This window comes from Rhodopseudomonas sp., assembly GCF_013377015.1.
Taxonomy (GTDB): Bacteria; Pseudomonadota; Alphaproteobacteria; order Rhizobiales; family Xanthobacteraceae; genus JARJEH01.
On sequence record NZ_JACABA010000005.1, the window covers coordinates 35,473 to 60,730 of the forward strand.

A 25,258-nucleotide genomic window follows, 5' to 3' on the forward strand; every position below is an offset into this window, starting at 1 on the left:
GTTAGTTGATGTCGGCGCGCTTGGCTTTCGGCGACGCGGTCTTCGGGATCACCGTCGTCGGCGGGGCGACGTCGCGGCTGACTTCCGGCAGTGGCGCATCCTCGGCGAGCAGTTCGGCGCTGACCGGCGCCACCTTCATGTCGCCGAGCTTGGCGCGGACCTCCGCGGTGAGCCCCGGATAGGACGCCACCGGGGTGAGTTCCGGGGTCTGATCGGCACCGAGCCGGACCCCCGAATAGGCGACGAGGCCGTCCGCAGTCGCCACCACGTCGCCGCGCCGCAGCGAGGTGTCGAGCGACAGATCGATCGGCGCCAGACCGGCCGGGTCGCGGCCGTTGCAGGTGCAGTCGGCCTTCAGCGCCGTACGATAGGCGAAGGCATTGTCGCTGTCGGCATAGCGCTGGCCGTTGTTGGCTCTCGCGCTAGCAATGCTGCCGCCGAAGAATACTTGGGCGTTTCCGGCCGGACAGAACGCCTGGCACATCTGCGCTGGCGTAATGCCGCCGCGCGCCTGCAGCGGGAAATACTTGCCGTCGCAGCTGCGCACGCAAAACGCCGGTCCGCCGCCGGCGGCGACCGGACGCGGCGGCGGCGGTGCCGCCTGCTGGTTGAATCCGAACGGATCGGCAAAGAAGTTCGCTTGCGCCGGTGCCTGCTGCCGTTGCTGTCGCTGCTGGCCGCCGCCGAACAGCGCTTCGAAGAAATTCTCCGCGGAGGCAGTCCCCGGCGCCAGCGTTACGGGGCCGGCGATGGCGACCGCGGCCACCAGCGTAATGCCGCGACGCAGGCGCGAAATTCTCGATACTTTAAGCAACGCTCACTCCACCACCGCGATCGACCGTGCGCGACGAAGGATGCCGCGATACTGGTGACTTTAATGCGGGATGGTAAACGAGCGGTGAGTGAGGGTCCGACTGCCGAAAAGATTTGCAGCCGGAACAGGGAGATCGGCGCCCTCAGCGGCTCAGCGGTTCAGGAATTCGCTCGCCTTGTACAGCGAGCGGAACGGCAGGCCGGCTTCGGCGAAATTCGCGGCGGCGCCTTCCTCGCGATCGATCATGGTCAGCACCATGACGATTTCGGCGCCGGCCTCGCGCACCGACTCCACCGCCTTGATGGCGGAGCCGCCGGTGGTGGTGACGTCCTCTACGATCACCACGCGCTTGCCCTGCAGCGTCTCGCCCTTCGCCAGCCCCTCGATTGCCAGCTTGGCGCCGTGCTCCTTCGGCTTCTTGCGCACGAAGAACGCCGCGATCGGATGGTTCTTCAGCCAAGACAATTGCGCGATCGCGCCGGCCAGCGGCACCGCGCCCATTTCCAGCCCGCCGACATAATCCGGCATGTCGTCGCGCAGCGCCTCATAGGTCAATTCTGCCAGCAAGGTCGCGCCCTCGGGGTCGAGCATGGTCGGCTTCAGGTTGAAATAGAAGTCGCTCTTGCGCCCGGAGGCCAGCGTGATCTCGCCGCGGCCGAACGAGCGGACGCGGATGATGTCGGCAAGGCGGGCGCGGGAGGCTGATTTGGACACGGGCGGGTTCTTTCGGCTGGACGCGCCGCAATCTATCGGCGCCGCGCGGCGAATTCCAGCGGAGATCGCCCGGAAAGAGGGATGGGGAATAGCGCGGCAACAAGAAAGTCCGTCATCGCCCGGCTTGACCGGGCGACCCAGTATTCCAGAGCTGTCATGGCTTCGTGTCCGCGCTTTACGTCAAGTTTGGTCGGCGGCACAGCTATCATCGACCGCCGTGCGTACTGGGTCGCCCGGTCAAGCCGGGCGATGACGGCAGAAATTCTCAATGGGCTTCGTCCCAATTCACCGCGGCCCGGGCGTCGACCTGCAGCGGCACGTGCAGGATCACCGCCGGGAACGGCGCGTCCTGCATCACGTGCTGCACCACCGGCAGAGTCGCGGCGACCTCGTCGTCCGGGACCTCGAAGATCAGTTCGTCGTGGACCTGCAGCAGCATCTGCGCCGAGAGTTTTTTCTCGGCCAGTGCGTCCTCCATCCGCACCATGGCGCGGCGGATGATGTCGGCGGCGGTGCCCTGCAACCGCGCATTGATCGCGGCGCGCTCGTTGAAGGCGCGGATCGAGGCGTTGGACGCCTTGATGTCGGGGTAGTGGCACTTGCGGCCAAACAGGGTCTCGACATAGCCGTGCTCGCGGCAGAAATCGCGGGTCGCGTCCATATAGGCGCGGATGCCGGGGAAGCGCTCGAAGTACTTCTTGATATAGGCGCCAGCCTCCTCGCGCGGAATCCCGAGCTGGTTGGCGAGGCCGAAGGCCGAGATGCCGTAGATGATGCCGAAATTGATCGCCTTGGCGCGGCGGCGGACTTCGCCCGGCATGTCCTTGACCGGCACGCCGAACATTTCCGACGCCGTCATGGCGTGGATGTCGACGCCGTCCTGGAACGCCTTGCGCAACGCCGGGACATCGGCGACTTCGGACAGCAGCCTCAGCTCGATCTGCGAATAATCCGCCGACACCAATTTATGACCGGGCGACGCCACGAAGGCGCGGCGGATCTTGCGGCCGTCCTCGGTGCGCACCGGAATGTTCTGCAGGTTCGGCTCGTTCGACGACAGCCGACCGGTGGTGGTGGCGGCCAGCGCATAAGTAGTGTGAACCCGGTGGGTCTGCGGATGCACGTAATTCGGCAGCGCATCCGTATAGGTCGAGCGCAGTTTCGACACCTGGCGCCAGTCGAGAATCTTGCGCGGGAATTCGTGGCCCTGTTCGGCCAGTTCGTCGAGGATCTGCGCCGAGGTCGACCACGCCCCGGTCTTGGTCTTGGTGCCGCCCGGCAGGCCCATCTTGCCGAACAGGATGTCGCCCAGCTGCTTCGGACTGCCGATATTGACCTCCTCGCCGGCGATCTCGCGGATTTCCGATTCAATGCGCGCCGCCGTCTGGGCGAAATCCGCCGACAGCTTCGACAGCACCGCCCGGTCGATCGAAATGCCGCGCCGCTCCATCCGCGCCAGCACGCCGATCAGCGGCCGTTCCAGCGTCTCGTACACCGTCGTCATCCGCTCGGCGGGCAGCCGCGGCTTCAGCACGCGCCACAGCCGCAACGTCACGTCGGCGGTTTCGCCGGCATATTCGGTCGCCCGCTCGATCGTCACCTGATCGAAGCCGACCTTGCCTTTGCCGCTGCCGATCACCTCGGCGAAGCTCAGCATCTTGTGGCCGAGGCGGCTTTCCGCCAGCGCCTCAAGGCCGTGGCTGTTGCTGCCGGCATCGAGCGCATAGGACATCAGCTGCACGTCGTCGGCATTGCGGATCGAAATGCCGTGCTGCGCCAGCAGCACCGCGGTGAATTTGATGTTGAAGCCGATCTTCAACAGTCCCGGCGATTCAAGCAGCGGTTTCAGCACCTCGAGCGCATCGCTGGCCTTGATCTGGTCGGGCGCGAGACCGGCGGCGAACAGGCCGGAGCCATCGCCGGATTGCCGGTGCCCGAGCGGAATGTAGCAGGCGTCATTGGGGCCGAGCGCCAGCCCGATGCCGACCAGATCGGCCTGCATCGGATCAATCGAGGTCGCCTTGGCTTCCACGGCGAAATGGCCGGTGTCGTGAATCCGGGCGATCCAGGCGTGCAGTTCGTCGAGCGTGCGGACGATCGCGTACTTGCTGCGATCCACCGGAGTCTTTCGCGCAGCTTCCGCGCGTGAGGCGGCCAGCGCCTGCGGGGTGAACTGGTCCTGCGGCGACGTCTGCGCGCTCCCTCCCCCCTTGCGGGGGAGGGTTGGGGAGGGGGGTAACTCCGAAGTGCTGCGGTCCTGGGCCCCCCCACCCCGACCCTCCCCCGCAAGGGGGGAGGGGGAAGAACCGCTCTTGTTTGCCGCGTCGGCTTCCACATCCGCCGGATCGATCTGCGAATATTCCGCCACCCGCCTTGTCAGTGTGGAAAACTCCATCGACTTCAGGAACGCAATCAGTTTTCGCGCGTCGGGTTCGTGCACCGCGAGTTCGTCCAGCGGCACGTCGAGCTTGACGTGATCGTCGAGCAGCACCAGCTGCCGCGAGATCCGCGCCTTCTCGGCGTTCGCGAGCAGCGCCTCGCGCCGCTTCGGTTGCTTGATCTCGCCAGCGCGCGCGAGCAGCGCTTCCAGATCGCCATATTCGACGATCAGCTGCGCCGCGGTCTTGACGCCGATGCCGGGCACGCCCGGCACGTTGTCGACGCTGTCGCCTGCCAGCGCCTGGACCTCGACCACCTTGTCGGGCGGCACGCCGAATTTCTCGATCACTTCGGGGATGCCGATGCGGCGATCCTTCATGGTGTCGTACATCGTGACGCAATCGGTGACGAGCTGCATCAGGTCCTTGTCGGACGACACGATGGTGGCGGTGGCGCCGCGTTCGCAGGCTTCGCGCACATAGGTCGCGATCAGATCGTCGGCCTCGAACCCGACCTGTTCCAGGCAGGGCAGGTCGAAGGCGCGCACCGCCTCGCGGATCAGCGCGAATTGCGGGATCAGATCGTCCGGCGCCGGCGGCCGGTGCGCCTTGTAGTCGGGGTACAACTTGTTGCGGAAGGTGGCTTCGGATTTATCGAAGATGATCGCCAGATGCGTAGGCCGGTTGTCCGGCGGCATCTCGCGCAGCAGCTTCCACAGCATGTTGCAGAAGCCGAGTACGGCGTTGACCTGCAAGCCGTCTGATTTGCGGTTCAGCGGCGGCAGTGCGTGATAGGCGCGGAAAATATAGGACGACCCATCGACCAGGAAGACGTGGTCGCCTTTTCCGGGGGCTTTGGCGGCGGCTTGTTCTGCGGTTTTCGGCATCGCCGCAACTTAAGGATTTTTCCGCGCAATGACACCCGTCCGGAAGCCGAGAAAGCGGGATTTTTCCGCGTCGGCTGTCCCGGAATTGGTTGCATCGGAGCCTGTTCCATGACCCGGTGGTTCTTTCGACTCAAGGCTTCGGAAGGACGCCACGATGACCACGCAACTCGACGATCTGATGCAGAAGCTGCGCTCGGTCGAGGCTGAGATCGAGGTCGAATTGGCGAAGCGGCGCGAGGGGCTGCGCTACCGTCTGGAAAACCAGAAGATTGTGTTCGAGCAGGAGGCGCTGCGGTTGCAGCGCCAGGTCAAGGTGGCGCTGGCGCGCTACATTCGCGACGCCAACCCGAAGATCGCGCTGTCGGCGCCGGTGATCTATTCGCTGATCGTGCCGTTCGTGCTGGTCGACCTCTGGGTGATGGCGTATCAGGCGATCTGCTTTCCGATCTACAAGATCCCGAAAGTCCGCCGCCGCGATTATCTGGTATTCGACCGGCATCATCTGGCCTATCTCAACCTGCTGGAAAAGATCAATTGCGGCTATTGCTCCTATGGCAATGGCGTGATCGCGTTCGTGCGCGAGGTGGCGTCGCGCACTGAAGTCTATTGGTGCCCGATCAAGCACGCCCGCCGCGTGCTCGGTCCGCATCCGCACTATCAGGGATTCGCGGATTTCGGCGACGCCGAAGGTTTTCGCGAAAAAATCAATCAAATGAAAGACGGCGTGAAGATCGACGGCGCGGGGTAGCGTCGCGGACCGCGACGCATGTCGCATTCACGCCTTACAGGCCGATCCGATGGACGCTGGTCTGCGGCATGAGGCGGCTGATATCGTCCAGCCGGGCAAGCTCCGTTCCGGGATGGAGCAGCGCCGCCGAGCCCGCGGCAATTCCATATCTCAGGGCGGTTTCGAGAGGATCCTGACGCGCCAGGCTCCAGATGATCGCGGCCAGGAAGCTGTCGCCAGCTCCGACGGCGCTCGCGGGTTCGATCGCGAGCCCTTCCGAGCGCAACGCGCAGTCCGCCGTGATCAGAAGTCCGCCCTTGGAGCCCATACTCAGAGCGACGATCTCGACCTGGCCCTGCGCAATCAAGTCGCGACCGGCGTCGGCCAGCGCATCGTCGTCCTCGGAAACGACGCCGGTCAGTTCGTGAAACTCGCGGAGGCTCGGCTTGATCAGGTGGACGCCTTCCCGCAAAGCGGCCTTGAGAGCCGGCCCCGAGCTATCGACAACCACCTTGCTGCCCATCGCCTTCGCGGCACGGGCCACCAGAGCAAAGAAATCTGCCGGGACCCCCGGAGGCAAGCTGCCGCTTGCGACCACGAAGGCGGGCGCAGGCGTGGCCGAGACGACGGCGCCGATCAGTTGTTGCCATTCTTGTTCGGTCAGCTTCGCCGCCGGCACAACGAAGCGAAACTCTTGTCTGGTGGCGTCCTCGAATACGGTAAAGTCTTCCCTTGTCTCCTCGGACGTCAGGATTGCCCGGCTCGCAACGCCTTCCTCTTCCACCAGCGAGCGGAGCAGCTCGCCGATCGCTCCTCCCGCTGGATAGATTGTGAGGGCCTCGCCGCCCAATCGCTTGATCACGCGCGCCACGTTGATGCCGCCGCCGCCGGGGTGCCGCAGTAGCGGACCGCACCGGAGTTTTGAGATCGGCACGATCTTCTTCACGGAGGTCCAGGCGTCGATCGCCGGACCAGGGGTGACGGTGACGATGTGGGGCAAGCGGATTTCCCGATTCGAAGCGCCGGCATCCTAGCGGCGCTGGTGGCGTGGTTCGGACGTTCTCTTCACTATTGCCGCGAGTTCTTCAAGTGAAGTTCTGAACCAAGACCACGCCAAAACCGCCAATCTACAACCCTGCATCGGGATGTCGGCGCCGAACGGGTCCATATCCCGTCACAACAGCCTGTTAGAAATGCGGACATCAGGGGAACAGGCTTGTCACATTCCCGATCGGTCATTTCCGGACGAAACAACAGAGGATCACGATGGGTAAGATGAAAGCCGCGGTGTTTGTCGAGCCTGGCCGGATTGTTCTGGATCAGAAGCCGATCCCGGAGATCGGCCCGCTGGACGCGCTGGTTCGAATCACGACGACCACGATCTGCGGCACCGACATCCACATCCTGAAGGGCGAATATCCGGTGGCGCGCGGCCTGACCATCGGGCACGAGCCGGTCGGCGTGATCGAAAAGCTCGGCTCCTCCGTCCAGGGTTACCAGGAAGGCCAGCGGGTGATCGCCGGGGCGATCACGCCCAGTGGCTACAGCAATGCCTGCCTGTGCGGCTGTCTCAGTCAGGATGGCGCCGGCACCAAGCATGGCTTCAAGGCGCTCGGTGGCTGGAAGTTCGGCAATACCATCGACGGCTGCCAGGCCGAATACGTCCTGGTGCCGGACGCGATGGCCAATCTGGCACTGGTGCCCGACGGTCTGACCGACGAACAGGTCCTGATGTGTCCGGACATCATGTCGACCGGATTCAGCGGCGCCGAGAGCGGCAAGATCCGGATCGGCGACACGGTGGCGATCTTCGCCCAGGGGCCGATCGGGCTGTGCGCCACCGCCGGCGCCAAGCTTTCCGGTGCCACCACCATCATCACGGTCGATGGCCTGCCGGAACGGATGGAAGTCTCGCGCAAGCTAGGGGCGGATCATTGCCTGAATTTCAGGACCGTCGACCCGGTCGAGGAGATCATGCGGCTGACCGACGGCCGCGGCGTCGACGTCGCGATCGAGGCGCTCGGCACCCAGGCCACCTTCGAGGCAGCGCTGCGGGTGCTGCGGCCCGGCGGCACGCTGTCCAGCCTCGGGGTGTATTCGTCGGATCTGTCGATTCCACTCGGCCCTTTCGGCGCCGGGCTGGCCGATACCACCATCGTCACCACCCTGTGCCCCGGCGGCAAGGAACGGATGCGGCGGCTGATGGCTGTGATCGATTCCGGCCGCATCGACCTCAAGCCGCTGGTGACGCACCGCTTCAAACTCGACGACATCGAGGCGGCCTACGACCTGTTCGGCCACCAGCGCGACGGCGTGCTGAAAGTCGCGATCACGCCGTAGCGCGTTTCGATTCCGGAAACGCCAAAGCTTGTCATTCCGGGGCGCTAGCCCTTGGGCGAGCGAACCCGGAATCTTGACACACCATATGCCGCAAGATTCCGGGCTCACTCGCAGCTCTCGCTGCTCGTGCCCCGGATGACGACGCCGTCGCGATTGCTCACGCAAAGCCGTGCTTCACCTTGCTCTCCTGCTCCTGCGCCTTGAACTGGTTGAAGCGCGGCAGGAACTTGTCCCAGTCGATGATGTGGGCGTCGAGCTCTGGGCCGTCGATGCAGGCGTGCTTGCGCACCATCTTGCCGTCGATCGTCACCGGCACCATGCAGGCGCCGCACATTCCCGTCGCGTCGACCATGATCGAGTTGAGACTCGCCACGGTCTTGACGCCGTAAGGCTTGGTGAGGTCCGAGACGGCGCGCATCATCAGCGGCGGCCCGATCGCGATCACCTCGGCGACGGTGCGGCCACGGCCCGCCTGGTTCGCTTTCAGCATCTCCTCCAGCGGCCCAGTGACGAAACCCTTGACGCCATAGCTGCCGTCATTGGTGGTGTAGATCACCTCGAGCTGGTCGCCGAACTCCTTCTGCAACTTGCCGACTCGTTCGTCCTCGCCGGTCCAGAACAGGAAGTCGATGGCGCGGAAGCCGGAGATCAGGGTGACGTGATTGCCCATCCGCAGATGCTCGCGCATGATCGGATAGACCGGCGGCAGCCCGACGCCGCCGGCGCAGAACACCACGGTGCGGTCGCCATCGTAGCGATGCAGTTCGGAGGCGCGGCCGAGCGGGCCGGCGATGCCGCTGAAGGCATCTCCGATCGCCATCCGGTTGATCTCAAGCGAACTGGTACCCATGCCCTGCACCACGAGATCGATGGTGCCTTTCTCGGCATCCCAGTCCGCCAGCGTCAGCGGAATCAGTTCGCCCTTGTCCCACGGCAGCACGCGGACGAATTGTCCGGCCCTCGCCGCCTTCGCCACCATCGGCGCGCGCACCACGAATTCGACGATGCCGCCGGCCAGCTCGATCTTGTCGACGATGGTCGGCTTCAGCTGCCCGAGTTCGGTGTAGCGCGCGGCCTTCGCTACCATCGCCTTGATTTCGGCGGCGGAGAACGGAATGTCGCCGACGATCTCTTTCGCCGCCGCCTGACCGTCGCCAGCCGCGCGGATCGCGGTGGAGCCGCCGCGGGCGGCGTCGCCGCCGGTGTAGACGTCCGGAATCGAGGTCTTCTGCGAGCCGCGCTCGATCTCGATGGTGCCCCATTTGTTGGTCTTCAGCGTCGGCTCGGCGTCCTTCATGATCGGGTTGGCGGTGTTGCCGAGCGCCATGATGACCAGATCGACCGGCATCCGCTCGACCTTGCCGGTCGGCACCGGGCTGCGGCGGCCGGATTTATCGGGCGCGCCGAGTTCGTTGACGTCGAGCACCGCATGGGTGACGAAATTGGTCTTGGCGTCGCCGAGAAATTCGCTCGGCGAACGCAGCACCGCCAGATCGATGCCTTCCTCCAGCGCGTGATGCAGCTCTTCGACGCGGGCCGGCATTTCCTTCTTGGTGCGGCGATAGACGATGGTGACGTGGCCGCCGAGCCGCTTGGCGGTGCGCGCCGCGTCCATCGCAGTGTTGCCGCCGCCGATCACGAACACCTGCTTGCCCTTCACCTCGGGCAATGGGGTTTCGTATTTCTCGTCGAGCGCGCGCATCAGGTTGACGCGGGTGAGGAACTCGTTGGCCGACATCACGCCGAGCAGATGCTCGCCAGGCACGTTCATGAAGGTCGGCAGACCGGCGCCGGTGCCGAGGAACACTTTCCAGAACCCGGCGGCCTTGAGATCTTCCAGTGTCGCGGTCTTGCCGACCACGAAGTTGCGGACGAAGCGGCCGCCCAGCAGCGTGATCTTTTCGACCACGTCGTCGATCAGCGAATTCGGCAATCTGAACTCGGGAATGCCGTAGCGCAGCACGCCGCCGAGATCGTGGAACGCCTCGAACACCGTGACGGGGAAACCTTCCACCGCCAGCAAGTAAGCGTTGATCAGTCCGGCCGGGCCGGAGCCGACCACCGCGATCGGCGGCTTGGTCGCGGCGTTCCACGGGCTGACGATGCCGGCGAAACGCTTGTTGGCCTCCGGGTTCACCGCCTTCTCGTGTTCGGGCAGGTACCATTCGATCTGGCCGATCTCGATCGGCCGCTTGGTGTGGGTGCAGACGCCCTGGCACTGCAGTTCCTGCGGACAGACCCGTCCGGTCACGTTCGGCAGCGGGTTGCAGCTTTCGATCAGCTCCAGCGCCTCGCGATGCCGGCCGGTGCCGAGCAGATCGAGCATTTCGGGAATGTGGATCTTGACCGGGCAACCGCCCTTCGGCTCGTTCTTGCCCTGGATCAACAACCCGATCTCGCAGGGCCTGTCGTCGCACTGCTTGTCGCGCAGCACTTCGAGCCAGACGAACAGCTCGCATTCGCGCATGCTGTAGCCGAGGCTCTGGTAGCCAAGGTAGCCCTGGTTCACCAGTTCGAAATCATGCGAGCGCTCTTCCGCAGGGCGGATATAGGGCGGGATGTAGGTCTCGCCCGGCCAGCCGTGCGACAGGTCCTTGAACATCGGGTAGCGGTCGGACAGATGGGTGTCGATCGCTTTGATGAACTTGCGCTTGAACTTCAGCGGCAGCGCCCAGATGAAGCGCTGCAGGATCGCGCTCATATCGTCGTCGCGCTTGAGCAGGTCCCATAGAGTATTGGTGAACGCCGGGCCCAGCTCGGGCTGTTGGAATTCCCAGACGATCGCCTGCGTGCCGTCGGCGATGAACATGTTGCGCAGCGAGGCGGGATCGTTCAGAAGCCGCTTCTGTAACAGCGCGACCTGCTTCTGGAACACGCCAACCGCTTCGCTTTGCTGCAGTTCCTCGAGCTCACTGCGGCTGGTTTCGAGCGTGCTGCGCGCCTGTTGGTAGCGCAGTAGTTCGTCGGGGACGCCGCCTGCGATCTCGCTCATCGGATGATCTCCGCGTCGCAATTAGCCGCCGCGCGGCTCAGTTTGGCCGACAGCTCGGGCGTGATCTTGATCTTGCTGAACACGCCGGGGATCACATGGGCGACGTCCTTGGAGACGCCGCCGACCACGATCTTGGTCAGCTCGAACACTTCAGGCACGTCCTGGTAGCAGCTCTTGCAGTTAGTGCATTTCTCCAGATCGCACTCGTCGATATGGATCGGGATCGCGCCGTTGCCGTTTGCGGCCTTGGCGCCGTTGATGGCGGCGGCCGGCGCCGTGGCGGTCGGGGCGAGCCCGGCCATCAGCCCGGCGAATCCGCCCGCTGCCGGCGCGTTGGAGGAAGCCGCCAGTTCGCTCATGCCGCGCGCGATCGAATCCAGCGAGCTCTCCCGCGCCTTCACCGACTCGTCGTATTGCTGCCGCAGCGCGGCCAGTTCGGCGTGGTGCGCCTCGTCGAGCGCGCGGACGTCGAAGCCGCCGAGATATTGCAGCGTGCGCCAGTATTTCCGCCGTTCCTCGACCAGCTGGATCACCGTTGCGCCGACCGCATAGCGGACCAGCCGCTTGTCGTCGTCGGTGCCGTAGATGAAAGGCGTCTTGCCGGCGCGCTGGTCGGTGCCGAGCGCGACGTATTCATCCACCGGCACGGCGTCGGCGTCCTTGGCCAGCGGCTTGAACTGCTTCTTGAACCGAACTTCGGTGAAGGCGAAATCGGCCGGCGTCACCTTGACCTTCAACAACTGGGTGGCGCCGTTATCGTCGACATATTCGATCGACTGCGAGGCCCAGTCCTGATCCGGTTCGGGGTTGCCGTCGAGCGAAAACCAGCTGTGCAGATTGGCGCCGCGGCGCGGGTCGTGCACGAACACCGGGTTCATCCGGCTCTCCACCGCCTTGCGGGCTTGGCGGTTGGCGACGGCGTCGCCGATGCCGTGTTCGGCTTGGCACGGGGTGTAGACATCGAGCACCGCCGGCGAGTTGGTGTAGTTGAGGAACTCCATCACGTTCTTCAGGAAGTGGCCCTGCAGCGCGGTCGAGGTCTGCACCACGAACACGTTGGGATGGAACGAGGCGATCAGGCCGAGCTCCTTGCGGGATTCCTGCTTGCCGCTATTGGCGACGCCGTAGCGCGACAGGTCGGAGTCCTGGCCGGTGAGGCTCGCGGTCGAAGTCTGGCCGCCGGTGTTGGAATAGGCGCCGGTGTTCAGCACCACAACCTTGATCGGGGTCTTGGTCGCGAGCAGCCGCGACAGCGCGCCGAAGCCGATGTCGTAGGTGGCGCCGTCGCCGCCCATGCTGAGCACGGTCGGCAGCAGGCCGCGCTCCTCGGGCGTGAACTGCCCCCAACCGAAGTAGCGGAAGAAGTTGTCGTGAGCGGTTGGGTCATAGGCGTCGGCCAGCTCAAGCTTGGCGATCCGCAGCCCGCGGAAATCGTCCGCGGCCGCCGCAGTCAGTCCCTCGAAGATTCCCTTCGCCACCGCGGGCGTGTCCTGGAACAGGCTGTTGACCCACGGATCGGTGTAGGGATTGAACGGGAAGGTCGAGGCATAGACGCTGGAACAGCCGGTGGCGTTGGCGATCACCATGCCGGACGGGCCGTTGCCGGTGGGGCCGGACTCGTAGAGATACAGCCGCTTCTCCAGCGTCTTGAGGGTGCGGTCGATCCGCGCGCAGCGTTCCGCATCGGCCGCGACCGCGTCGCGCTTGGCGGTGAGCTGCTCGATCAGCGCTTCCAGCTCGCGGGTGTGATCCTTGCGACGCTTGTCGTGGATGGCGTGATTGGTCGAGGTGACGAGGCGGATCGCCGTGACCTCACCGCAGCCGCGGCAGGCGCCGTGGCCGCCGGTGGTGGCGTAGTAATTGGCGCGGTCCAGCATCAGCCGCTTGGTCTCGCCGCCCTCGCGGGTCGCGCCGTCGAAGAACCGCGCCGGCGTGTTCGGCATCCGGCTGAGGAATTCGAACCGGGTCTGCAGCGTTTCCAGCAGCGGCTCGTCCTGCTCGCGATCAACCAGCGCACCGGGGCCGCAGACGTCGATGCATTCGAGGCAGCCCGAACATTTCCACGGATCGACGCTGACCGAATACAGCCCGCCGGAGCCCGGCTGGCTCTTTTCCATCGCGTCGAAGAACGGCCGGGTCCGCGCCACCGGATAGGCCTGCAGCGCCGCGGCTAGCTTGCCGAAATTGCGCTTCAGCGTGGCGTTGTCGACGTCGAGCGCGGCCGAAGCCTGCGCCACGATGTCGTGGAACGGCTTGTCGTCCTTGCTGCCGCGATAGACCTCGCGGATCGCCTCGCTCAATGCCGGGATCTGCCCGCGCAGCGCTTCCTGCTGCGCCGGGGCGATGTCGAGCTGCTTGATCGCGGTGCCGAGCAGTTCATGGATGTCGTGCACAGCGTTGGGGATCGCGGCGTCGGGGCAGACCAGCGCGCATTCCAGACAGCCGGTGCAGAGTTCGGGCTTGAACTCCGGCACGTTGCGGCGGAACAGGCCCTTGTCCTTCATCGCGGCGCTGCCGGCCGGCATGAACATTCCGATGCCGGGCATCACCGGCGCATCCGCGATGGTGCCGTCGCGGAACGGCGCCGCCATCACGTCGTCGTAATATTGCGGATCGAGGAAGCCCGCGGCAGAGGCCGGGCCGGCGATCCGGCACATCGCCGCCGAGGTGGAGACATCATGGCTCTTCTTCGCCGCGGTCTTGACCTCGGCGTCGCGGAATTCCGGAGCGTCGTAGTCGACCTTGTGGGTCGCCTCGAGGCCCTCGCGGATCACCGCCATGTTGCCTTCGACCACCGGGCCGCCCTTGGCGCCGAACTTCTTGGCGATCTGCTGGCGGATCTTGGTGAGGATCACGTCCTCTGAGGCGTCCGCCACCACGCGATCGACATGACCGCAGACCGCGCCGATGAAGGCGATGCCCATCATCCTTGTTTCGAGTTCGGCGGTCGGGGCGTGGCGCTTGGCCACCGCAAAGGCGTCGATCACGAAGAAGCGGATCTTCCGGTCGCGGATGGTCTTGCGCACATTGGCCGGCAATTCGCGCCAGACTTCCAGCGGCGACAGATTCGATTGCAGGATGAAGGTGCCGCCGGCGACCAGGCCGCGCAGCGGATTGGTGTGGATGAACACCTTGTGGTCGGGCGAGATCACGATCTCGACGTCTTCCAGCTCGGCATTGGTGATCTTCACCGGCTCCGGCGACAGCGTGATGTAGTAGTTGGTCGGCGCGCCACTCTTCTCCGAGCCGTATTTCGGCGCGGATTTCGAATGCAGGTCGAGCACACCGGCGAGGATGTCGGTCAAGAGCTTGCCCGACGCGATGGTGCCGTAGCCGCCGATCGAGTGGAAGCGAATCCGGAACGCCGAGGCCGGCAGCAGGCTCGGATTCTCGCCGCACTCCAGGGCCATGAATTCGGTTTCCGGATAGGCCGCCTTCAGCCGATCCTGCAGCGCTTCCATCCGCGGCGACGGATTCTTGGAGAAGAACTGGGTGCCGAGATAGACGAACGGCGCGTTGGTCTTCGGATTCTCCATGTTCTGGTAGGCCGCAATCAGATGCCGCGGCTGCAAATCATGGGCGCCGAGGCCGAAGATCGCGGTGGTGATCTTCGGCAGCCTGTCGATCGGCGGAATCCCGGCATGGCGGACGCCGTCGGCGTTCTCGCGGGCCTTGCACAGCGCATGCGTCACGAAGCCGGTCAGCGCCGTGACGTCCGAGCGCTCCAGCACGGTGACGGCCTTCTTGCCGGCGAGCGCGGCGACCAGTTCGGCTTCCGGGAACGGCTGCAGCAGCTTGATCGCCACCACGCCGACCTTCTTGCCCTGGCTGCGCAGATAGGTCGCGACCGCCTCGGCGTCGTCGGTGACCGAACCCAGGCCCACCAGCACAGTCTCGGCATCGTCGCACATATAGGTCATCACCGGCTTGTACTCGCGCCCGGTCAGCGCGGAATATTCCGCCATTGCTTCCTTGACGAAGCGCGGCACCGCGTTGGCGAAATGGGTGCGGTGATCGACCGCGCCGGCCTGGAAGTCGGGCTGGTTCTGGACGCCGCCGGTGAGGCCCGGATTGTCGATGTCGACCAGCGCTGGCACCAGTTGCCGGGTGCCTTTCTCCGGCGCGTTGATCCACTGCCGCTTCCACTGCCCCCGCAGCTCTTCCGGCACCAAGGCGAGCGTGTCACCGATCAGCGCGCCGGCATTGTCGGCCTCGATGGAATTGGCGTGGGCGGAGAGATGCGCCTTGAGTTTCTCCAGATCGGCCGGGACGAAGTCTCCCTCGTGCCGCGCCAGATATTGCTTGAGCTGGAACACCCGGCCCTTGGCGCCGAACAGCATCTCCTGCGCCACGGTCGGACATTTGATCCGGCCCGACGGATCGCCGAGGAATTCGCGCAGCAGCTCCGGCTCCGGCATCAGCGCTTCGCTGAGCATGTGCGAGGTGGCGAAGCCGTCCATCGCATTGGCGACCGGGATCAGCGAGGTGGCGCTGACTTTGTAGGAGATCGCCGCCAAGTCGGCCGCCTCCTGCGGATTGGCGCCGAACAGAATGGTGTAGCCGGACGACAGTAGCGCATAGACGTCGTCATGGCCGGCCATCACGTTGAGCGAATGCTTCGACACCACGCGCGCGGCGACCTGCAGCACGAAGCCGCCGACCTTCTTGCCGACGGTGACGTAGTGCGACTCCAAACCGTACAGGATGCCCTGGCTGGACGAGGCGTTGGAGATAAACTTGCCGCCGGTCAAGGCAGCGCCGAGCGCGCCGGACTGCGCCGAATGCTCGCCTTCGGGCTCGAAGAAGAACGGGTGCTTGCCCCAGACGTTGCAGCCGCCCGAGGAGCGGAACGCTTCGTAGATTTCCGAGATCTCGGTCGAGGGCGTGATCGGATAACCGATGACGCCGCCGCAGACGTGACCCATCACCTGCGCCACCGCGCCGTTGCCGTGGATCACTGTCGGAAGTCCGGGATATTTTGCGTTCATGCTGTCCGTCCATTTTTTCAAACCGCTTGCGCCGCGGTTTCGCCGCTTCGACATGCGCGAGAAAAGCGCTTCCTCAGCCGTGACCGCTGCGGTGACGCAGCGGCCGGCAAAGCGATTTCGATTTCCAGAATTGACCGCCTGCTCGTCAGTCGACTTGCCGGCAAAGCCTCCATCAAGTTGTGCACCGCAGTAGCACGGAGGAAATACCGTCGATTTGACGCGCATCAAAAGCCAAGTTCAGGCGGTATTCCGCGCAATAAAATTACGCCCGCGGCGAATTCCGCGATGGAAAATGCGAGGGAGGGGGGCGCAATCGGCTTGCAGCTGCGTCGAAGGACGGATTTGCCCTTCGCCGGCCCTGCGTTATATAGATCGAATACATGACGTGAAGGGAACGGCCGTGACGTTCGACTCCCAATGCGATCTCGCCGCGCTGGTGTACGAACCGGACCAGGACCCCGATCGGGTGTTGGGCGATTTTGCCTCTGAGCTGAATGCGCTCGGCCACCGCGCGGTCGGTCTGGTGCAGTTCGGCCACCGCGAAGCCGACACGCCGCGGCTGTCGGCGCTGCTGTTGCATTCCGGCGAACGGCTGCAATTGTATCAGGACCTCGGCCCGATGGCGTCCGGATGCAAGCTCGACACCGGCCGGTTGCTCGACGCCGGCGCGCGGGTCGCCAGCGAAATCGACGCCGGAGCCGACCTCGTCATCATCAATCGCTTCGGGCGGCAGGAGCGCGAAGGCAAGGGCCTCAGCTATCTGATCGACCGCGCGCTCGGCGCCGATATTCCGGTGGTGATCGCGGTGCCGAGCGCGCGCTTTGCCGACTGGATCAAATTCGCCGACGGCATGAGCGTCCGGCTGCGCTGCGACCGCGACTCACTGCAGGCCTGGTGGACCGCGCTGTCGGCGCGCGGCGGCCGCAAGACGAACCGGCACACCAGTTTCTGCGAAGCTTTGAAATGACCGGCGACGCGCGATCGACGACCCGGATTACCGTGCCGCCGATCGCGCCTGCGACTCAGCTATCAGTCGATCGCGACCAGCACGTCCGAGGCCTTGATCAGGGCGGTCGCCGACTTGCCCTTGGCCAGCTTCAATTCCTCGACCGCCTCATTGGTGATCGCCGCCGTTACGATCGCCCCGCCGCCGATGTCGATCCGGACATGCGAGGTGGTGGCGCCTTTGACGACATCGACGATGGTGCCCTTGAGCTGGTTGCGGGCGCTGATTTTCATGATCCGATTCTCCATGTTGCTGACTCCCCCGATTGGGGTTAGGCGTTATATAGATAAACTATACAGCCAAAGGCGAGCCTGTCTTTATGCCTATCGAAGCCACCGTCACCTTGAAAAGCAGGGATATTTCCGGCGTCGGCCGCGACCGGATCCGGCTGCTGCAGGCGGTGGCGCGGGAAGGCAGCATCACCGCCGGCGCCAAGGCGGCGGGGCTGAGCTACAAGGCGGCCTGGGACGCGCTCGACGCGATGACCAATCTGTTCGGCCAGCCGCTGCTGGAAACCCGGACCGGCGGCAAGGCCGGCGGCGGCGCGGTGCTGACCCCAACCGGGGTCCGGGTGATCGAGGCGTTCGGCCGACTCGAGGCCGAAATGGCAAGGGTGTTTCGCAATCTCGAACCCGACCTCGCCGGCTCCGGCATCTCGCCCTTCAACCTCGTCTCCGGGTTCTTCATGAAAACCAGTGCGCGCAACGCCCTTCGCGGCACCATCACGGCAATTCAGTCGGATACGCTCTCCGCCGAGGTTGCGGTCGCGGTGTCCGACGACACCACGATCTACGCGATGCTTACCAGCGAGAGTGTGCGCAGCCTTGGCCTGTGCGTCGGGCGCGAAGCGATCGTGCTGATTAAGGCGCCGTTCGTGCTGATTTCGCCCGGCAGCGAGGCGCCGTTGGTCTCGGCGCGCAATTGCGTGCACGGCGTGGTCCGGCGCATCGATGTCTCCGCAGTCAACGCCGAGATCGTGCTCGACATCGGCGGCGACAAGACCCTTGCCGCGTCGATCACGGCGCGTAGCGCCGCCGACTTAAACCTTTCCCCCGGCGATCCCGCCTGCGCGTTGTTCGACGCCGCGCATGTCATCGTCGCCATCGACTGAGCAAAGGAGACACTTGTGAGAATCTCGAAACTGTTGCGGCTGGTCGCTGGCGCCGCCATCGTCTCGCTCGTGGCTAGCAACGCCTTCGCCGCTTCCGCCAACATCGCGGTCGCCGCCAACTTCACCGACGCCGCCAAGGAAATCGCCGCGGCGTTCAAGCAGAAGACCGGTCATGAGGCGGTGCTGAGCTTCGGCTCCTCCGGGCAATTCTTCACCCAGATCACTCAGGACGCGCCGTTCCAGGTGTTTCTGTCGGCCGACGCCGAGCGGCCGAAGAAGCTCGAGGATGACGGCCTCGGCGTCGCCGGCAGCCGCTTCACCTATGCGATCGGCAAGCTAGTGCTGTGGAGTAAGACTCCTGGTCTGGTGAAAGGCGAGGAGACGTTGAAGGCCGCATCGTTCGCCAAGCTGTCGATCTGCAATCCGGTGGCCGCGCCCTATGGCGCCGCGGCGGTCGAGGCGATGAAGGCGCTGAATGTGGCCGACGCATTGCAGCCGAAGCTGGTCGAGGGCGCCAACATCACCCAGGCGTTCCAGTTCGTGCAGACCGGCAATGCCGAGGTCGGCTTCATCGCGCTGTCGCAGCTGACCGGCAGCAACGAAGGCTCGCGCTGGGTGGTGCCGCAGAATCTCTACACCCCGATCCGGCAGGACGCCGTGTTGCTGAAGAAGGGCGCAGCCAATGAGGCCGCCACCGCCTTCATGACGTTTCTGAAGGGACCGGAAGCCCGCGCCATCATCGAGAAATACGGCTACGAGATCGGCGAGCGGAGCTGACCTACATGGGCGGGCTTTCCAACGATATTTGGCAGCCCGTCCGACTCACCGTCGAGCTGGCCGCGATCACCACGCTGATTCTGCTGATCGTCGGCACGCCGATCGCGTGGTGGCTGGCGCGGTCGAAGGCGTGGTGGAAGGAGGGCGTCGCCGCCGTGGTGGCGCTGCCCTTAGTGTTGCCGCCGACCGTGCTCGGCTTCTATCTGCTGGTGCTGCTCGGGCCGGACGGGCCGGGCGGCGCGCTCGCCAATTTGTGGGGCGGCCGTACGCTGGCCTTCAGCTTCGAAGGCCTGGTGATCGGCTCGGTGATCTATTCAATGCCGTTCGTGGTGCAGCCGATCCGCAATGCCTTCGCGGCGATCGGCGACCGGCCGCTGGAAGTCGCGGCGACCTTGCGCGCCTCGCCGACCCGCGCGTTCTGGACCGTGGCGATTCCGCTGGCGCGGCCGGGCTTTCTCGCAGGCGCCGTGCTCGGCTTCGCCCACACTGTCGGCGAGTTCGGCATCGTGCTGATGATCGGCGGCAATATTCCCGGCAAGACCAAAGTGCTGTCGGTGGCGATCTTCGACTATGTCGAGACCTCGCAATGGCGCGAGGCCAATATCCTGGCCGGCGGCATGGCGGCGTTCGCCTTCGTGGTGATCCTGACCATGATGCTGCTGGAAAAACGCACCGCACGGATCGGCGCATGAGGGCGATCTCACCCCGCAGCATCCGCGGAGAGTTTCGCGGCCAGCTCGGCGGCTTCGCGCTGGACGCGTCGTTCAGCGTGCCGGCGACCGGCATCACCGGCCTGTTTGGTCCCTCCGGCTGCGGCAAGTCGACCGTGCTGCGTTGTCTTGCCGGCTTGCAGCGATTGCCCGGCTCGTTCTGCGAAGTCGATGGCGAGGTGTGGCAGGACACTCAGCTGTTCCGGCGGCCCTTCGAGCGGCCGATCGGCTATGTGTTTCAGGAAGCCAGCCTGTTCCCGCATTTCTCGGTGCGCGCCAATCTCGAATACGGCGCGCCGCGAGGATCGCGGTCTGCCCCCGGCGCTATCGCGTTCGACGAGGTGATGGAGCTGCTCGGGCTCGAGCGGCTGCTGGCGCGTTCGCCGCAGAACCTCTCCGGCGGCGAACGCCAGCGCGTCGCGATCGGTCGTGCGCTGCTCTCGCAACCGAAGCTGCTGTTGATGGACGAGCCGCTGTCGGCGTTGGATCGGCTGACCAAGGACGAGATCCTGCCGTTCCTGGAGCGGCTGCACGATCGGCTGGCGCTGCCGGTGATTTATGTCAGCCACGACATGACCGAGATCGAGCGGCTCGCCGACCATCTGATCCTGATGCAGGCCGGCCGCGTGCTGGCGGCGGGGCCGCTGCACGATCTGCAAAGCGATCCGGCGCTGCCGCTGGCGGTAGCGCGCGACGCCGCGGTGAATTTCGACGCCACGGTTGAAAGCCACGATCCGACCTATGGCCTGCTGACGCTGCGGATCGACGGCGGCCAGTTGCTGGTGCCGGCGCCGCCGCTCGCGATCGGCGAACGCCGTCGGGTGCGGATCGCGGCCGGCGACGTCAGCCTCGCCCGGCAGGCGCCGCAAGGCACCTCGATCCTGAACGCACTGGCCGCGCGCATCGTCGCCAAGTCGCCGATTGGCCGCAGCGAAATTCTGGTGGTGCTAGGGCTCGGTCCGCAAGGTGAGGGCGCAAGGCTGCTGGCGCGGGTGACGCGGCGGTCGTGGGATCATCTCCAGCTTGCTGAAGGTCTCGATATCTTCGCCCAGGTCAAGGGCGTCGCGTTGGCACCGGAGCGCGGCGCCTCGAGCGATCAGGGTTATGCCGCGGCGAAAACTGCGGGCTGACCGTGCAAGGCTCGGTCGTCGCGCGTCGGGCCGCGGAGATTGTTGCGGCACGAACTTCGCATAGTGCCGACTGCGTTCGGCAAGGCTCGCGCCGAGTTGGCTCAGCTGCGAACGAAGCCATCGATCCAGCGTGCTACTCGCTACGGAGTTACCGATTTTGTGTCGCCATGTGCGATGCGCATCCGTTCGAGATGAAGGGGAATCGACAATGTCGTTGGAAGTCATTCAATCCGCATTGATCGCGGCCGTCCGCGGCGGGCCGGGCACGCCCGCGGCCGATGTGCTGACCGCGTTCGCGCTGCGTCGCCGGGCCGAAGGCGTCAAGATTGTTGGTGTCGTGGTGCCGCCCGACGATACCGGCCACGTGCCGCCCCATGCGCATGCCGAAGGTCACGCGGGCCATGGCGGGCACGAGAGCTGCGAGTGCCGCAGCGAATTGCTCGATATCGCCACCGGCGATCGCTACGCCATGCACCAGAATCTCGGCTCTGGCTCGCAGGCATGCAACCTGAATTCGTCGTCGCTGGCGCTGGCCGCGGGCGCGGTCGAACGCGCGATCGCGTTGGCTCCTGACCTCGTGGTGCTGAGCCGGTTTGGCGGGCAGGAAGCGGTTCGCGGCGGGCTGATGTCGGCGTTCCAGGCGGCGGTCGCCGCCGGCGTTCCGATCGCCTGCGTGGTGACGCCGAAGGCGGAAAGCGTCTGGGCGAGTTTCGCCGAAGGGCTGTCGATCTCGCTGCCACCCGATGGTGAGGCGTTGGAGGCCTGGTGGCGCGGTCAGGCGCGCGGACGGAACGCCGCGTGACGGGACACTGATGACCGCGAGCCCAGCTTCGGCGCGAGCCAAAAATCGAACGGGGATCTGGCCGCGTCACCACGGTTGTGAACGCCTCGGACCGTCATGGTTTCGGCGGCGGCCCGGATATTGCCTCGACCGAGCAGTGCTTTTTGACAATCGTGCGGCTGGGCCGGAACCCGTGGCGTGGCGGTAGCCAGGATGGCCTCGCCGACCGCGCGCGGATTCGGGGTCTGGCCGTGCTGGACCTGCCGACCCAGCAGCACACCGGCGATGCCTGATACCAGCGCGGTGGCGAAATTCGCTCCGCTTCGAAACGCGACGCCACCTTCCAGGACGGCGCCCCTCAGATTCGATCCTGGTGCCGCGATGCCGTCGCTGAACATGCCCTGGCTTCCCGCGCCGGCGAGCGGCCGACCGTTGCGGTCGATCGCCTCGACCGACAGCACGGCCTTGGGCGTGCCGGAGGCACTACGAAGTTTGCGGCCGCCGCCGGCAGCGGTGATGATCAGGACGTTGCGTTCGTTGCACCGAGCGATCGCATCGCCCAGGTCTGGATCGGGCTGCTGGCCGCGGCGCCATAATCCGTCGCTGATGTTGATGACATGGGCGCCAAGATCGAGCGCCAGCATGATGGCGCTCGCCAGTTCCGGTTCCGAGCAGCCGAGCTGACCTTCGGTGAAAATCGGTATGATTAACCCGCGGCACAGCGGCGCGACGCCTTCAGCGGAACTGCAGGGCTGTCCGAAGATCAGGCTTGCGATGTGGGTGCCTTGCGCCGTAGCCGGGCCGTCAGCGCTGCGCGGCTCCGCAGCACTGCCGAGCGGGGTCAGCCAGGCGCCGCGAAAGCAGTCGTGGGTGCGGTCGACCGGGCCGTCGAGGACGGCAATGGTGATCGCCGGACTGCCCCCCCCAAAAGCGAACAGAATATCTTGCTGGAATGCCGTTCCCGCAACGCCCGCCATTTGCCTCACCCGATACCAGCTGGTCACTCGTCAGACGTGCCCGCCGCTCGTGAGTCGCTGCGGAACCGATTGTGGTTCCGATCGACGACCCTTCGGGCGGCTGGTCGCTTCTCCGCTTCGTCGCGGTGGAACCTGCGACTGATGAAGTTTCGCCTTTGCGGCGCTCCGCGTCTTCGCGTGGCAGCTGATCGATCGTGAAAATCGCGTGATTGTCGCGTGAAAAATGCTATCTTGGGTTGAAATTGGATGGTTGAGATATGGCGACGACAGTTGCGAACTCCGTGCTGAGTCTGTTGGGGCCTTTTCAGCTTTCGACATCGGATGGCAATCGCATCGAAATACCCAGCAAGAAGGGTGCAGCTTTGGTGGCGATGCTGGCGATGTCCAGAGACGGTGAGCGGACACGCGGCTGGTTGCAGGACAGGCTTTGGCGCAAGCGAGGGCACGCCGAAGCGGCTGGCAGTTTGCGCCGTGAATTGTCCAATTTGCGAAAGTGCCTCAATGGCGGACCTGAGCCATTGCTGATCTGCAATCGAGACCGGGTCCGGCTCCGGCTTGATCTGATCGATGTCGATGCGCTCAATTCGATTCAGGACAAAAGCTCGTCCGACGAATTTCTCGAAGGTTTCGATATTCCGGGGGAGGAAGGATTCAGGGAATGGCTTCGCGACCAGCGCCAAGCGCTGGCGCGGCCGCCCAGGAAATCGATTCCGTTTGTGCCGAGCACGGCAAGAGTCACCAGCCACGCCGCGGCCCCGCTGCCGAGCTATATTGTCGATACCTCGCAACCGCCGCTCGGCTTCGAAGGCAACCACGCCATCGCGGTATTGCCGTTCTCGAACCTCACCGGCGACGAGGCCCACGATTATCTGGCCGAAGGCATCAGCGAAGAGCTGATCGCGGGGCTGTCGCGACTCCGCTGGTTGCCGGTGATCGCGCGGAATTCGAGTTTTTCGTTCGCCGACACCGTCGACAGGAAGTCCATTGGCCTGCAGCTGGGCGCCAGATATCTGCTCGAAGGGCATTTGTACCGCTCGTGCGAATCCTACGGGATCTCTGCCAGCCTGTCGGAGTCCGTCACCGGCTACGCGATCTGGTCGCGGCGGTTTGCGCTACCGTCGCCGACCTCGCGGGACCTGCTCGAGCAGTTCGTCAATGAGCTGGTCGCGCATCTCGAAACCAAGATCGGGCACGTTGAACAGACTCGTACCCGCGCCAAGCGGGAGGAGAGTCTCGGCGTCAACGACCTGATCTGGCGCGGCCGATGGCATATCAACCGGCTGACCCGCACCGATTCCGAGATGGCGCAAAAGCTGTTCGCGGAGGCGTTGGAGCTCGACCCGCATTCGCCGGAGGCGCTGATCCAGGTGACGGCGGCGCTGGGCTGGGCGATCTGGGCCGGCCGGCAGCCGCAGGACCAGATCCTGCGGATGCGAAAGCTGGCGCAGCAGGCCACCCTGGTCGATCCGGACGACGGCCGCGGTTTCATGCTGGCCGGGATTGCGGAAATGTGGCTGCGGCATCCGTTGCCGGCCAAAGCGCTGCTGCAGCAGGCGATCGCGCTCAATCCCAGCCTGATGCTGGCACATGCGCAGCTCGGCGGCAGTCACAATCTCGCCGGCGAGCCGGAGCAGGCCATCGTCCATCTCAAGGCGGCGTTGCGACTCAGTACCAACGACCCGAACATGTTTTATTCGCTCGGCGAACTGGCGCTGGCCTACACGCTGCTCGGCCGGTGGTCAGATGCGATCGAACACGCTGATCACGCGCTCGCCCGCCGTCCCGCCTATTGGTACGCCCACGTCATCAAGATCAACGCCGTTGCACGAAGCGGCGACATCGTCGGCGGGCAAGCTGCGCTCGGCGAATTGTTCGCGGTGAAGCCGAATTTCTCCAAGCAATATATCGATTGGCTACCGTTCGTTGACCGAACCTGGATTGATCATTTCGTCGAAGGCTTGAAACTGGTGTCGGGTCGCCGAACCGATTGGCTGGAGCGCGACACTCACAAGAGCCCAGCGCAATTTCAGGCGACGTGATCGCCTGCCGCCAAGGTTGTTGATGCTGGGCGGGTGAAGGTTTCTGCCAGACTCTCGAACTGATAAGCCGGAATGATGGCGTCGTCGTCTTTCCGCGCGTCAGTTCGCAGCGCGTCAATTCAACGCAAGCAAGCGCTCAAATCTGCGCGGCGACCTGGTGCAGGCCGATGATGCGCGCCAGCGAGCGGACCTCTTGCTTCTGGTCTTCGCGCAGCTGGAACAGCAGCGGCATCGCCGCCGACTTCAACTGCTGGACCTCGTCGCTGTCGGGATCGATCGGCGGCGCGCCGGTCGACGGTTGGCCGTGGCGCGAGGTGTGGATCTTGCGGGCGACGGCGCGCAGCGCCTGTTCGACCGAGGGCCAGTAATATTCCTGCGACGACGACAGATTGAGCCGGCCCTTGATGGCGGCGATCTGCTCGTCGCTGAGCAGCGCATAGGATTTCTGTGCCGGCGGCTTGGCGGCGAGCTTCGGTTTGGGCGGCTGCGCTGCGGCGATCGGTTCAGCAGCGATCGGCGCGGCGGCCGTCGGTTGTGCTGCGGTCGGCTCGGCGATCGACGGCATCGGCAGATCGACCGGGCTGTCCGACGCGAACGCCTGGCGCAGCGGCTCGCGCAGTTCCGGATAGGCCTGTTCCAGCGACGGCAGCGCCAGCGAGGCGGTCGTCACCGCAAGCTTGTCGGTCTTGCTCTCGCGGTTCGCGGTCGGACTTTGAATTGCGGCGAGCTGCAGTCTGGTCCCAGCGGCCGGCACGCTGTCCCGCGCCAGAACGCTGACCGCGGCGGCGCCAGTGATAAGGAAGCAGGCCAATGCCAGAAGCGTCGCGGTCTTCGTCAAGATGATCTCCGGTCCCGATGACGGATGCCCGTCATATTCGTCACAAATG

At 65.0% G+C, this 25,258-nt stretch carries 19 protein-coding genes; 9 read left to right on the forward strand and 10 right to left on the reverse strand.

Going from position 1 to position 25,258, the window contains the following annotated elements; all coding sequences use genetic code 11:
• Position 1: 1 nt before the first annotated feature.
• The 3 genes from HXX15_RS18980 to polA all read right to left on the reverse strand — a co-directional run bounded on the left by HXX15_RS18980 (position 2) and on the right by polA (position 4,793).
• Complete coding sequence (locus tag HXX15_RS18980) at positions 2-814, reverse strand: DUF2865 domain-containing protein (RefSeq protein WP_296517949.1); 813 nt, start codon at positions 812-814, stop codon at positions 2-4.
• 150 nt (positions 815-964) lie between these two features.
• Positions 965-1,528 carry an orotate phosphoribosyltransferase gene (gene pyrE, locus HXX15_RS18985; RefSeq protein ID WP_296517950.1) on the reverse strand — a complete coding sequence of 188 codons (564 nt, stop codon included), beginning with the start codon at positions 1,526-1,528 and terminating at the stop codon, positions 965-967.
• A 265-nt stretch (positions 1,529-1,793) separates the two neighbouring features.
• Positions 1,794-4,793 (reverse strand): DNA polymerase I, encoded by a 3,000-nt coding sequence (polA, locus tag HXX15_RS18990; RefSeq protein WP_296517951.1) that lies wholly within the window; start codon positions 4,791-4,793, stop codon positions 1,794-1,796.
• A 154-nt stretch (positions 4,794-4,947) separates the two neighbouring features.
• On the opposite strand from polA, the gene HXX15_RS18995 reads away from it, so the two are divergent.
• A complete protein-coding gene (locus HXX15_RS18995; protein WP_296517952.1) occupies positions 4,948-5,541 on the forward strand; it encodes a hypothetical protein in 594 nt (197 codons plus the stop codon).
• Positions 5,542-5,575: 34 nt separating this feature from the next.
• Here the strand turns inward: HXX15_RS18995 and HXX15_RS19000 are convergent, their stop codons facing one another.
• A complete protein-coding gene (locus HXX15_RS19000; protein WP_296517953.1) occupies positions 5,576-6,520 on the reverse strand; it encodes a 1-phosphofructokinase family hexose kinase in 945 nt (314 codons plus the stop codon).
• Between the two features lie 266 nt (positions 6,521-6,786).
• Here HXX15_RS19000 and HXX15_RS19005 point away from each other — a divergent pair, with 266 nt between their 5' ends.
• Complete coding sequence (locus HXX15_RS19005) at positions 6,787-7,860, forward strand: NAD(P)-dependent alcohol dehydrogenase (RefSeq protein WP_296517954.1); 1,074 nt, start codon at positions 6,787-6,789, stop codon at positions 7,858-7,860.
• Positions 7,861-8,017: 157 nt separating this feature from the next.
• Here HXX15_RS19005 and HXX15_RS19010 read toward each other — a convergent pair whose 3' ends face one another.
• Positions 8,018-10,852: a sulfide/dihydroorotate dehydrogenase-like FAD/NAD-binding protein gene (locus HXX15_RS19010; RefSeq protein WP_296517955.1), complete on the reverse strand. Its 2,835-nt coding sequence runs from the start codon at positions 10,850-10,852 to the stop codon at positions 8,018-8,020.
• A complete protein-coding gene (locus HXX15_RS19015; RefSeq protein ID WP_296517956.1) occupies positions 10,849-15,840 on the reverse strand; it encodes a 2-oxoacid:acceptor oxidoreductase family protein in 4,992 nt (1,663 codons plus the stop codon). The genes HXX15_RS19010 and HXX15_RS19015 overlap by 4 nt, the downstream gene beginning before the upstream one ends.
• Positions 15,841-16,240: 400 nt before the next feature.
• Between HXX15_RS19015 and HXX15_RS19020 the strand changes: the two genes are divergently transcribed.
• Positions 16,241-16,807 carry a DUF2478 domain-containing protein gene (locus HXX15_RS19020; protein ID WP_296517957.1) on the forward strand — a complete coding sequence of 189 codons (567 nt, stop codon included), beginning with the start codon at positions 16,241-16,243 and terminating at the stop codon, positions 16,805-16,807.
• A 62-nt stretch (positions 16,808-16,869) separates the two neighbouring features.
• Here HXX15_RS19020 and HXX15_RS19025 read toward each other — a convergent pair whose 3' ends face one another.
• Complete coding sequence (locus HXX15_RS19025) at positions 16,870-17,079, reverse strand: molybdopterin-binding protein (protein ID WP_296517958.1); 210 nt, start codon at positions 17,077-17,079, stop codon at positions 16,870-16,872.
• An 86-nt stretch (positions 17,080-17,165) separates the two neighbouring features.
• On the opposite strand from HXX15_RS19025, the gene HXX15_RS19030 reads away from it, so the two are divergent.
• The 5 genes from HXX15_RS19030 (at position 17,166) to HXX15_RS19050 (ending at position 21,376) form a co-directional block, all read left to right on the forward strand.
• Positions 17,166-17,957: a TOBE domain-containing protein gene (locus HXX15_RS19030; protein ID WP_296517960.1), complete on the forward strand. Its 792-nt coding sequence runs from the start codon at positions 17,166-17,168 to the stop codon at positions 17,955-17,957.
• 15 nt (positions 17,958-17,972) lie between these two features.
• Complete coding sequence (modA, locus tag HXX15_RS19035) at positions 17,973-18,734, forward strand: molybdate ABC transporter substrate-binding protein (protein ID WP_296517962.1); 762 nt, start codon at positions 17,973-17,975, stop codon at positions 18,732-18,734.
• A gap of 5 nt (positions 18,735-18,739) precedes the next feature.
• Entirely contained in the window at positions 18,740-19,426 is a 687-nt protein-coding gene (gene modB / locus HXX15_RS19040; protein WP_296517964.1) for a molybdate ABC transporter permease subunit, read from the forward strand.
• Positions 19,423-20,574, forward strand: a complete 1,152-nt coding sequence (gene modC, locus HXX15_RS19045; protein ID WP_296517965.1) for a molybdenum ABC transporter ATP-binding protein — start codon at positions 19,423-19,425, stop codon at positions 20,572-20,574. The genes modB and modC overlap by 4 nt, the downstream gene beginning before the upstream one ends.
• 208 nt (positions 20,575-20,782) lie before the next feature.
• Positions 20,783-21,376: a DUF2478 domain-containing protein gene (locus HXX15_RS19050; RefSeq protein ID WP_296517966.1), complete on the forward strand. Its 594-nt coding sequence runs from the start codon at positions 20,783-20,785 to the stop codon at positions 21,374-21,376.
• Here HXX15_RS19050 and HXX15_RS19055 read toward each other — a convergent pair.
• Both HXX15_RS19055 and HXX15_RS19060 read right to left on the reverse strand, forming a co-directional pair.
• On the reverse strand, positions 21,349-22,332 hold the full coding sequence (locus tag HXX15_RS19055; protein WP_296517967.1) for a S8 family serine peptidase: 984 nt from the start codon (positions 22,330-22,332) through the stop codon (positions 21,349-21,351). The two genes, HXX15_RS19050 and HXX15_RS19055, sit on opposite strands and share 28 nt — an antisense overlap.
• Before the next feature lie 23 nt (positions 22,333-22,355).
• Positions 22,356-23,012: a hypothetical protein gene (locus HXX15_RS19060; protein WP_296517968.1), complete on the reverse strand. Its 657-nt coding sequence runs from the start codon at positions 23,010-23,012 to the stop codon at positions 22,356-22,358.
• 36 nt (positions 23,013-23,048) lie between these two features.
• Between HXX15_RS19060 and HXX15_RS19065 the strand changes: the two genes are divergently transcribed.
• Positions 23,049-24,371: a tetratricopeptide repeat protein gene (locus HXX15_RS19065; RefSeq protein ID WP_296517969.1), complete on the forward strand. Its 1,323-nt coding sequence runs from the start codon at positions 23,049-23,051 to the stop codon at positions 24,369-24,371.
• Positions 24,372-24,507: 136 nt separating this feature from the next.
• Here HXX15_RS19065 and HXX15_RS19070 read toward each other — a convergent pair whose 3' ends face one another.
• Entirely contained in the window at positions 24,508-25,209 is a 702-nt protein-coding gene (locus tag HXX15_RS19070; protein ID WP_296517970.1) for a hypothetical protein, read from the reverse strand.
• Between the last annotated feature and the right edge of the window lie 49 nt (positions 25,210-25,258).

Bases quoted from the DNA above. Each gene is read 5' to 3' on its own strand.
- HXX15_RS19050 (WP_296517966.1), top strand. From the start codon at position 20,783: ATGTCGTTGGAAGTCATTCAATCCGCATTGATCGCGGCCGTCCGCGGC.
- modB (WP_296517964.1), top strand. From the start codon at position 18,740: ATGGGCGGGCTTTCCAACGATATTTGGCAGCCCGTCCGACTCACCGTC.
- HXX15_RS19010 (WP_296517955.1), bottom strand. From the start codon at position 10,852: ATGAGCGAGATCGCAGGCGGCGTCCCCGACGAACTACTGCGCTACCAA.
- HXX15_RS19005 (WP_296517954.1), top strand. From the start codon at position 6,787: ATGGGTAAGATGAAAGCCGCGGTGTTTGTCGAGCCTGGCCGGATTGTT.
- HXX15_RS18995 (WP_296517952.1), top strand. From the start codon at position 4,948: ATGACCACGCAACTCGACGATCTGATGCAGAAGCTGCGCTCGGTCGAG.
- HXX15_RS19025 (WP_296517958.1), bottom strand. From the start codon at position 17,079: ATGAAAATCAGCGCCCGCAACCAGCTCAAGGGCACCATCGTCGATGTC.
- HXX15_RS19055 (WP_296517967.1), bottom strand. From the start codon at position 22,332: ATGGCGGGCGTTGCGGGAACGGCATTCCAGCAAGATATTCTGTTCGCT.
- HXX15_RS19015 (WP_296517956.1), bottom strand. From the start codon at position 15,840: ATGAACGCAAAATATCCCGGACTTCCGACAGTGATCCACGGCAACGGC.
- modC (WP_296517965.1), top strand. From the start codon at position 19,423: ATGAGGGCGATCTCACCCCGCAGCATCCGCGGAGAGTTTCGCGGCCAG.
- HXX15_RS19030 (WP_296517960.1), top strand. From the start codon at position 17,166: ATGCCTATCGAAGCCACCGTCACCTTGAAAAGCAGGGATATTTCCGGC.
- polA (WP_296517951.1), bottom strand. From the start codon at position 4,793: ATGCCGAAAACCGCAGAACAAGCCGCCGCCAAAGCCCCCGGAAAAGGC.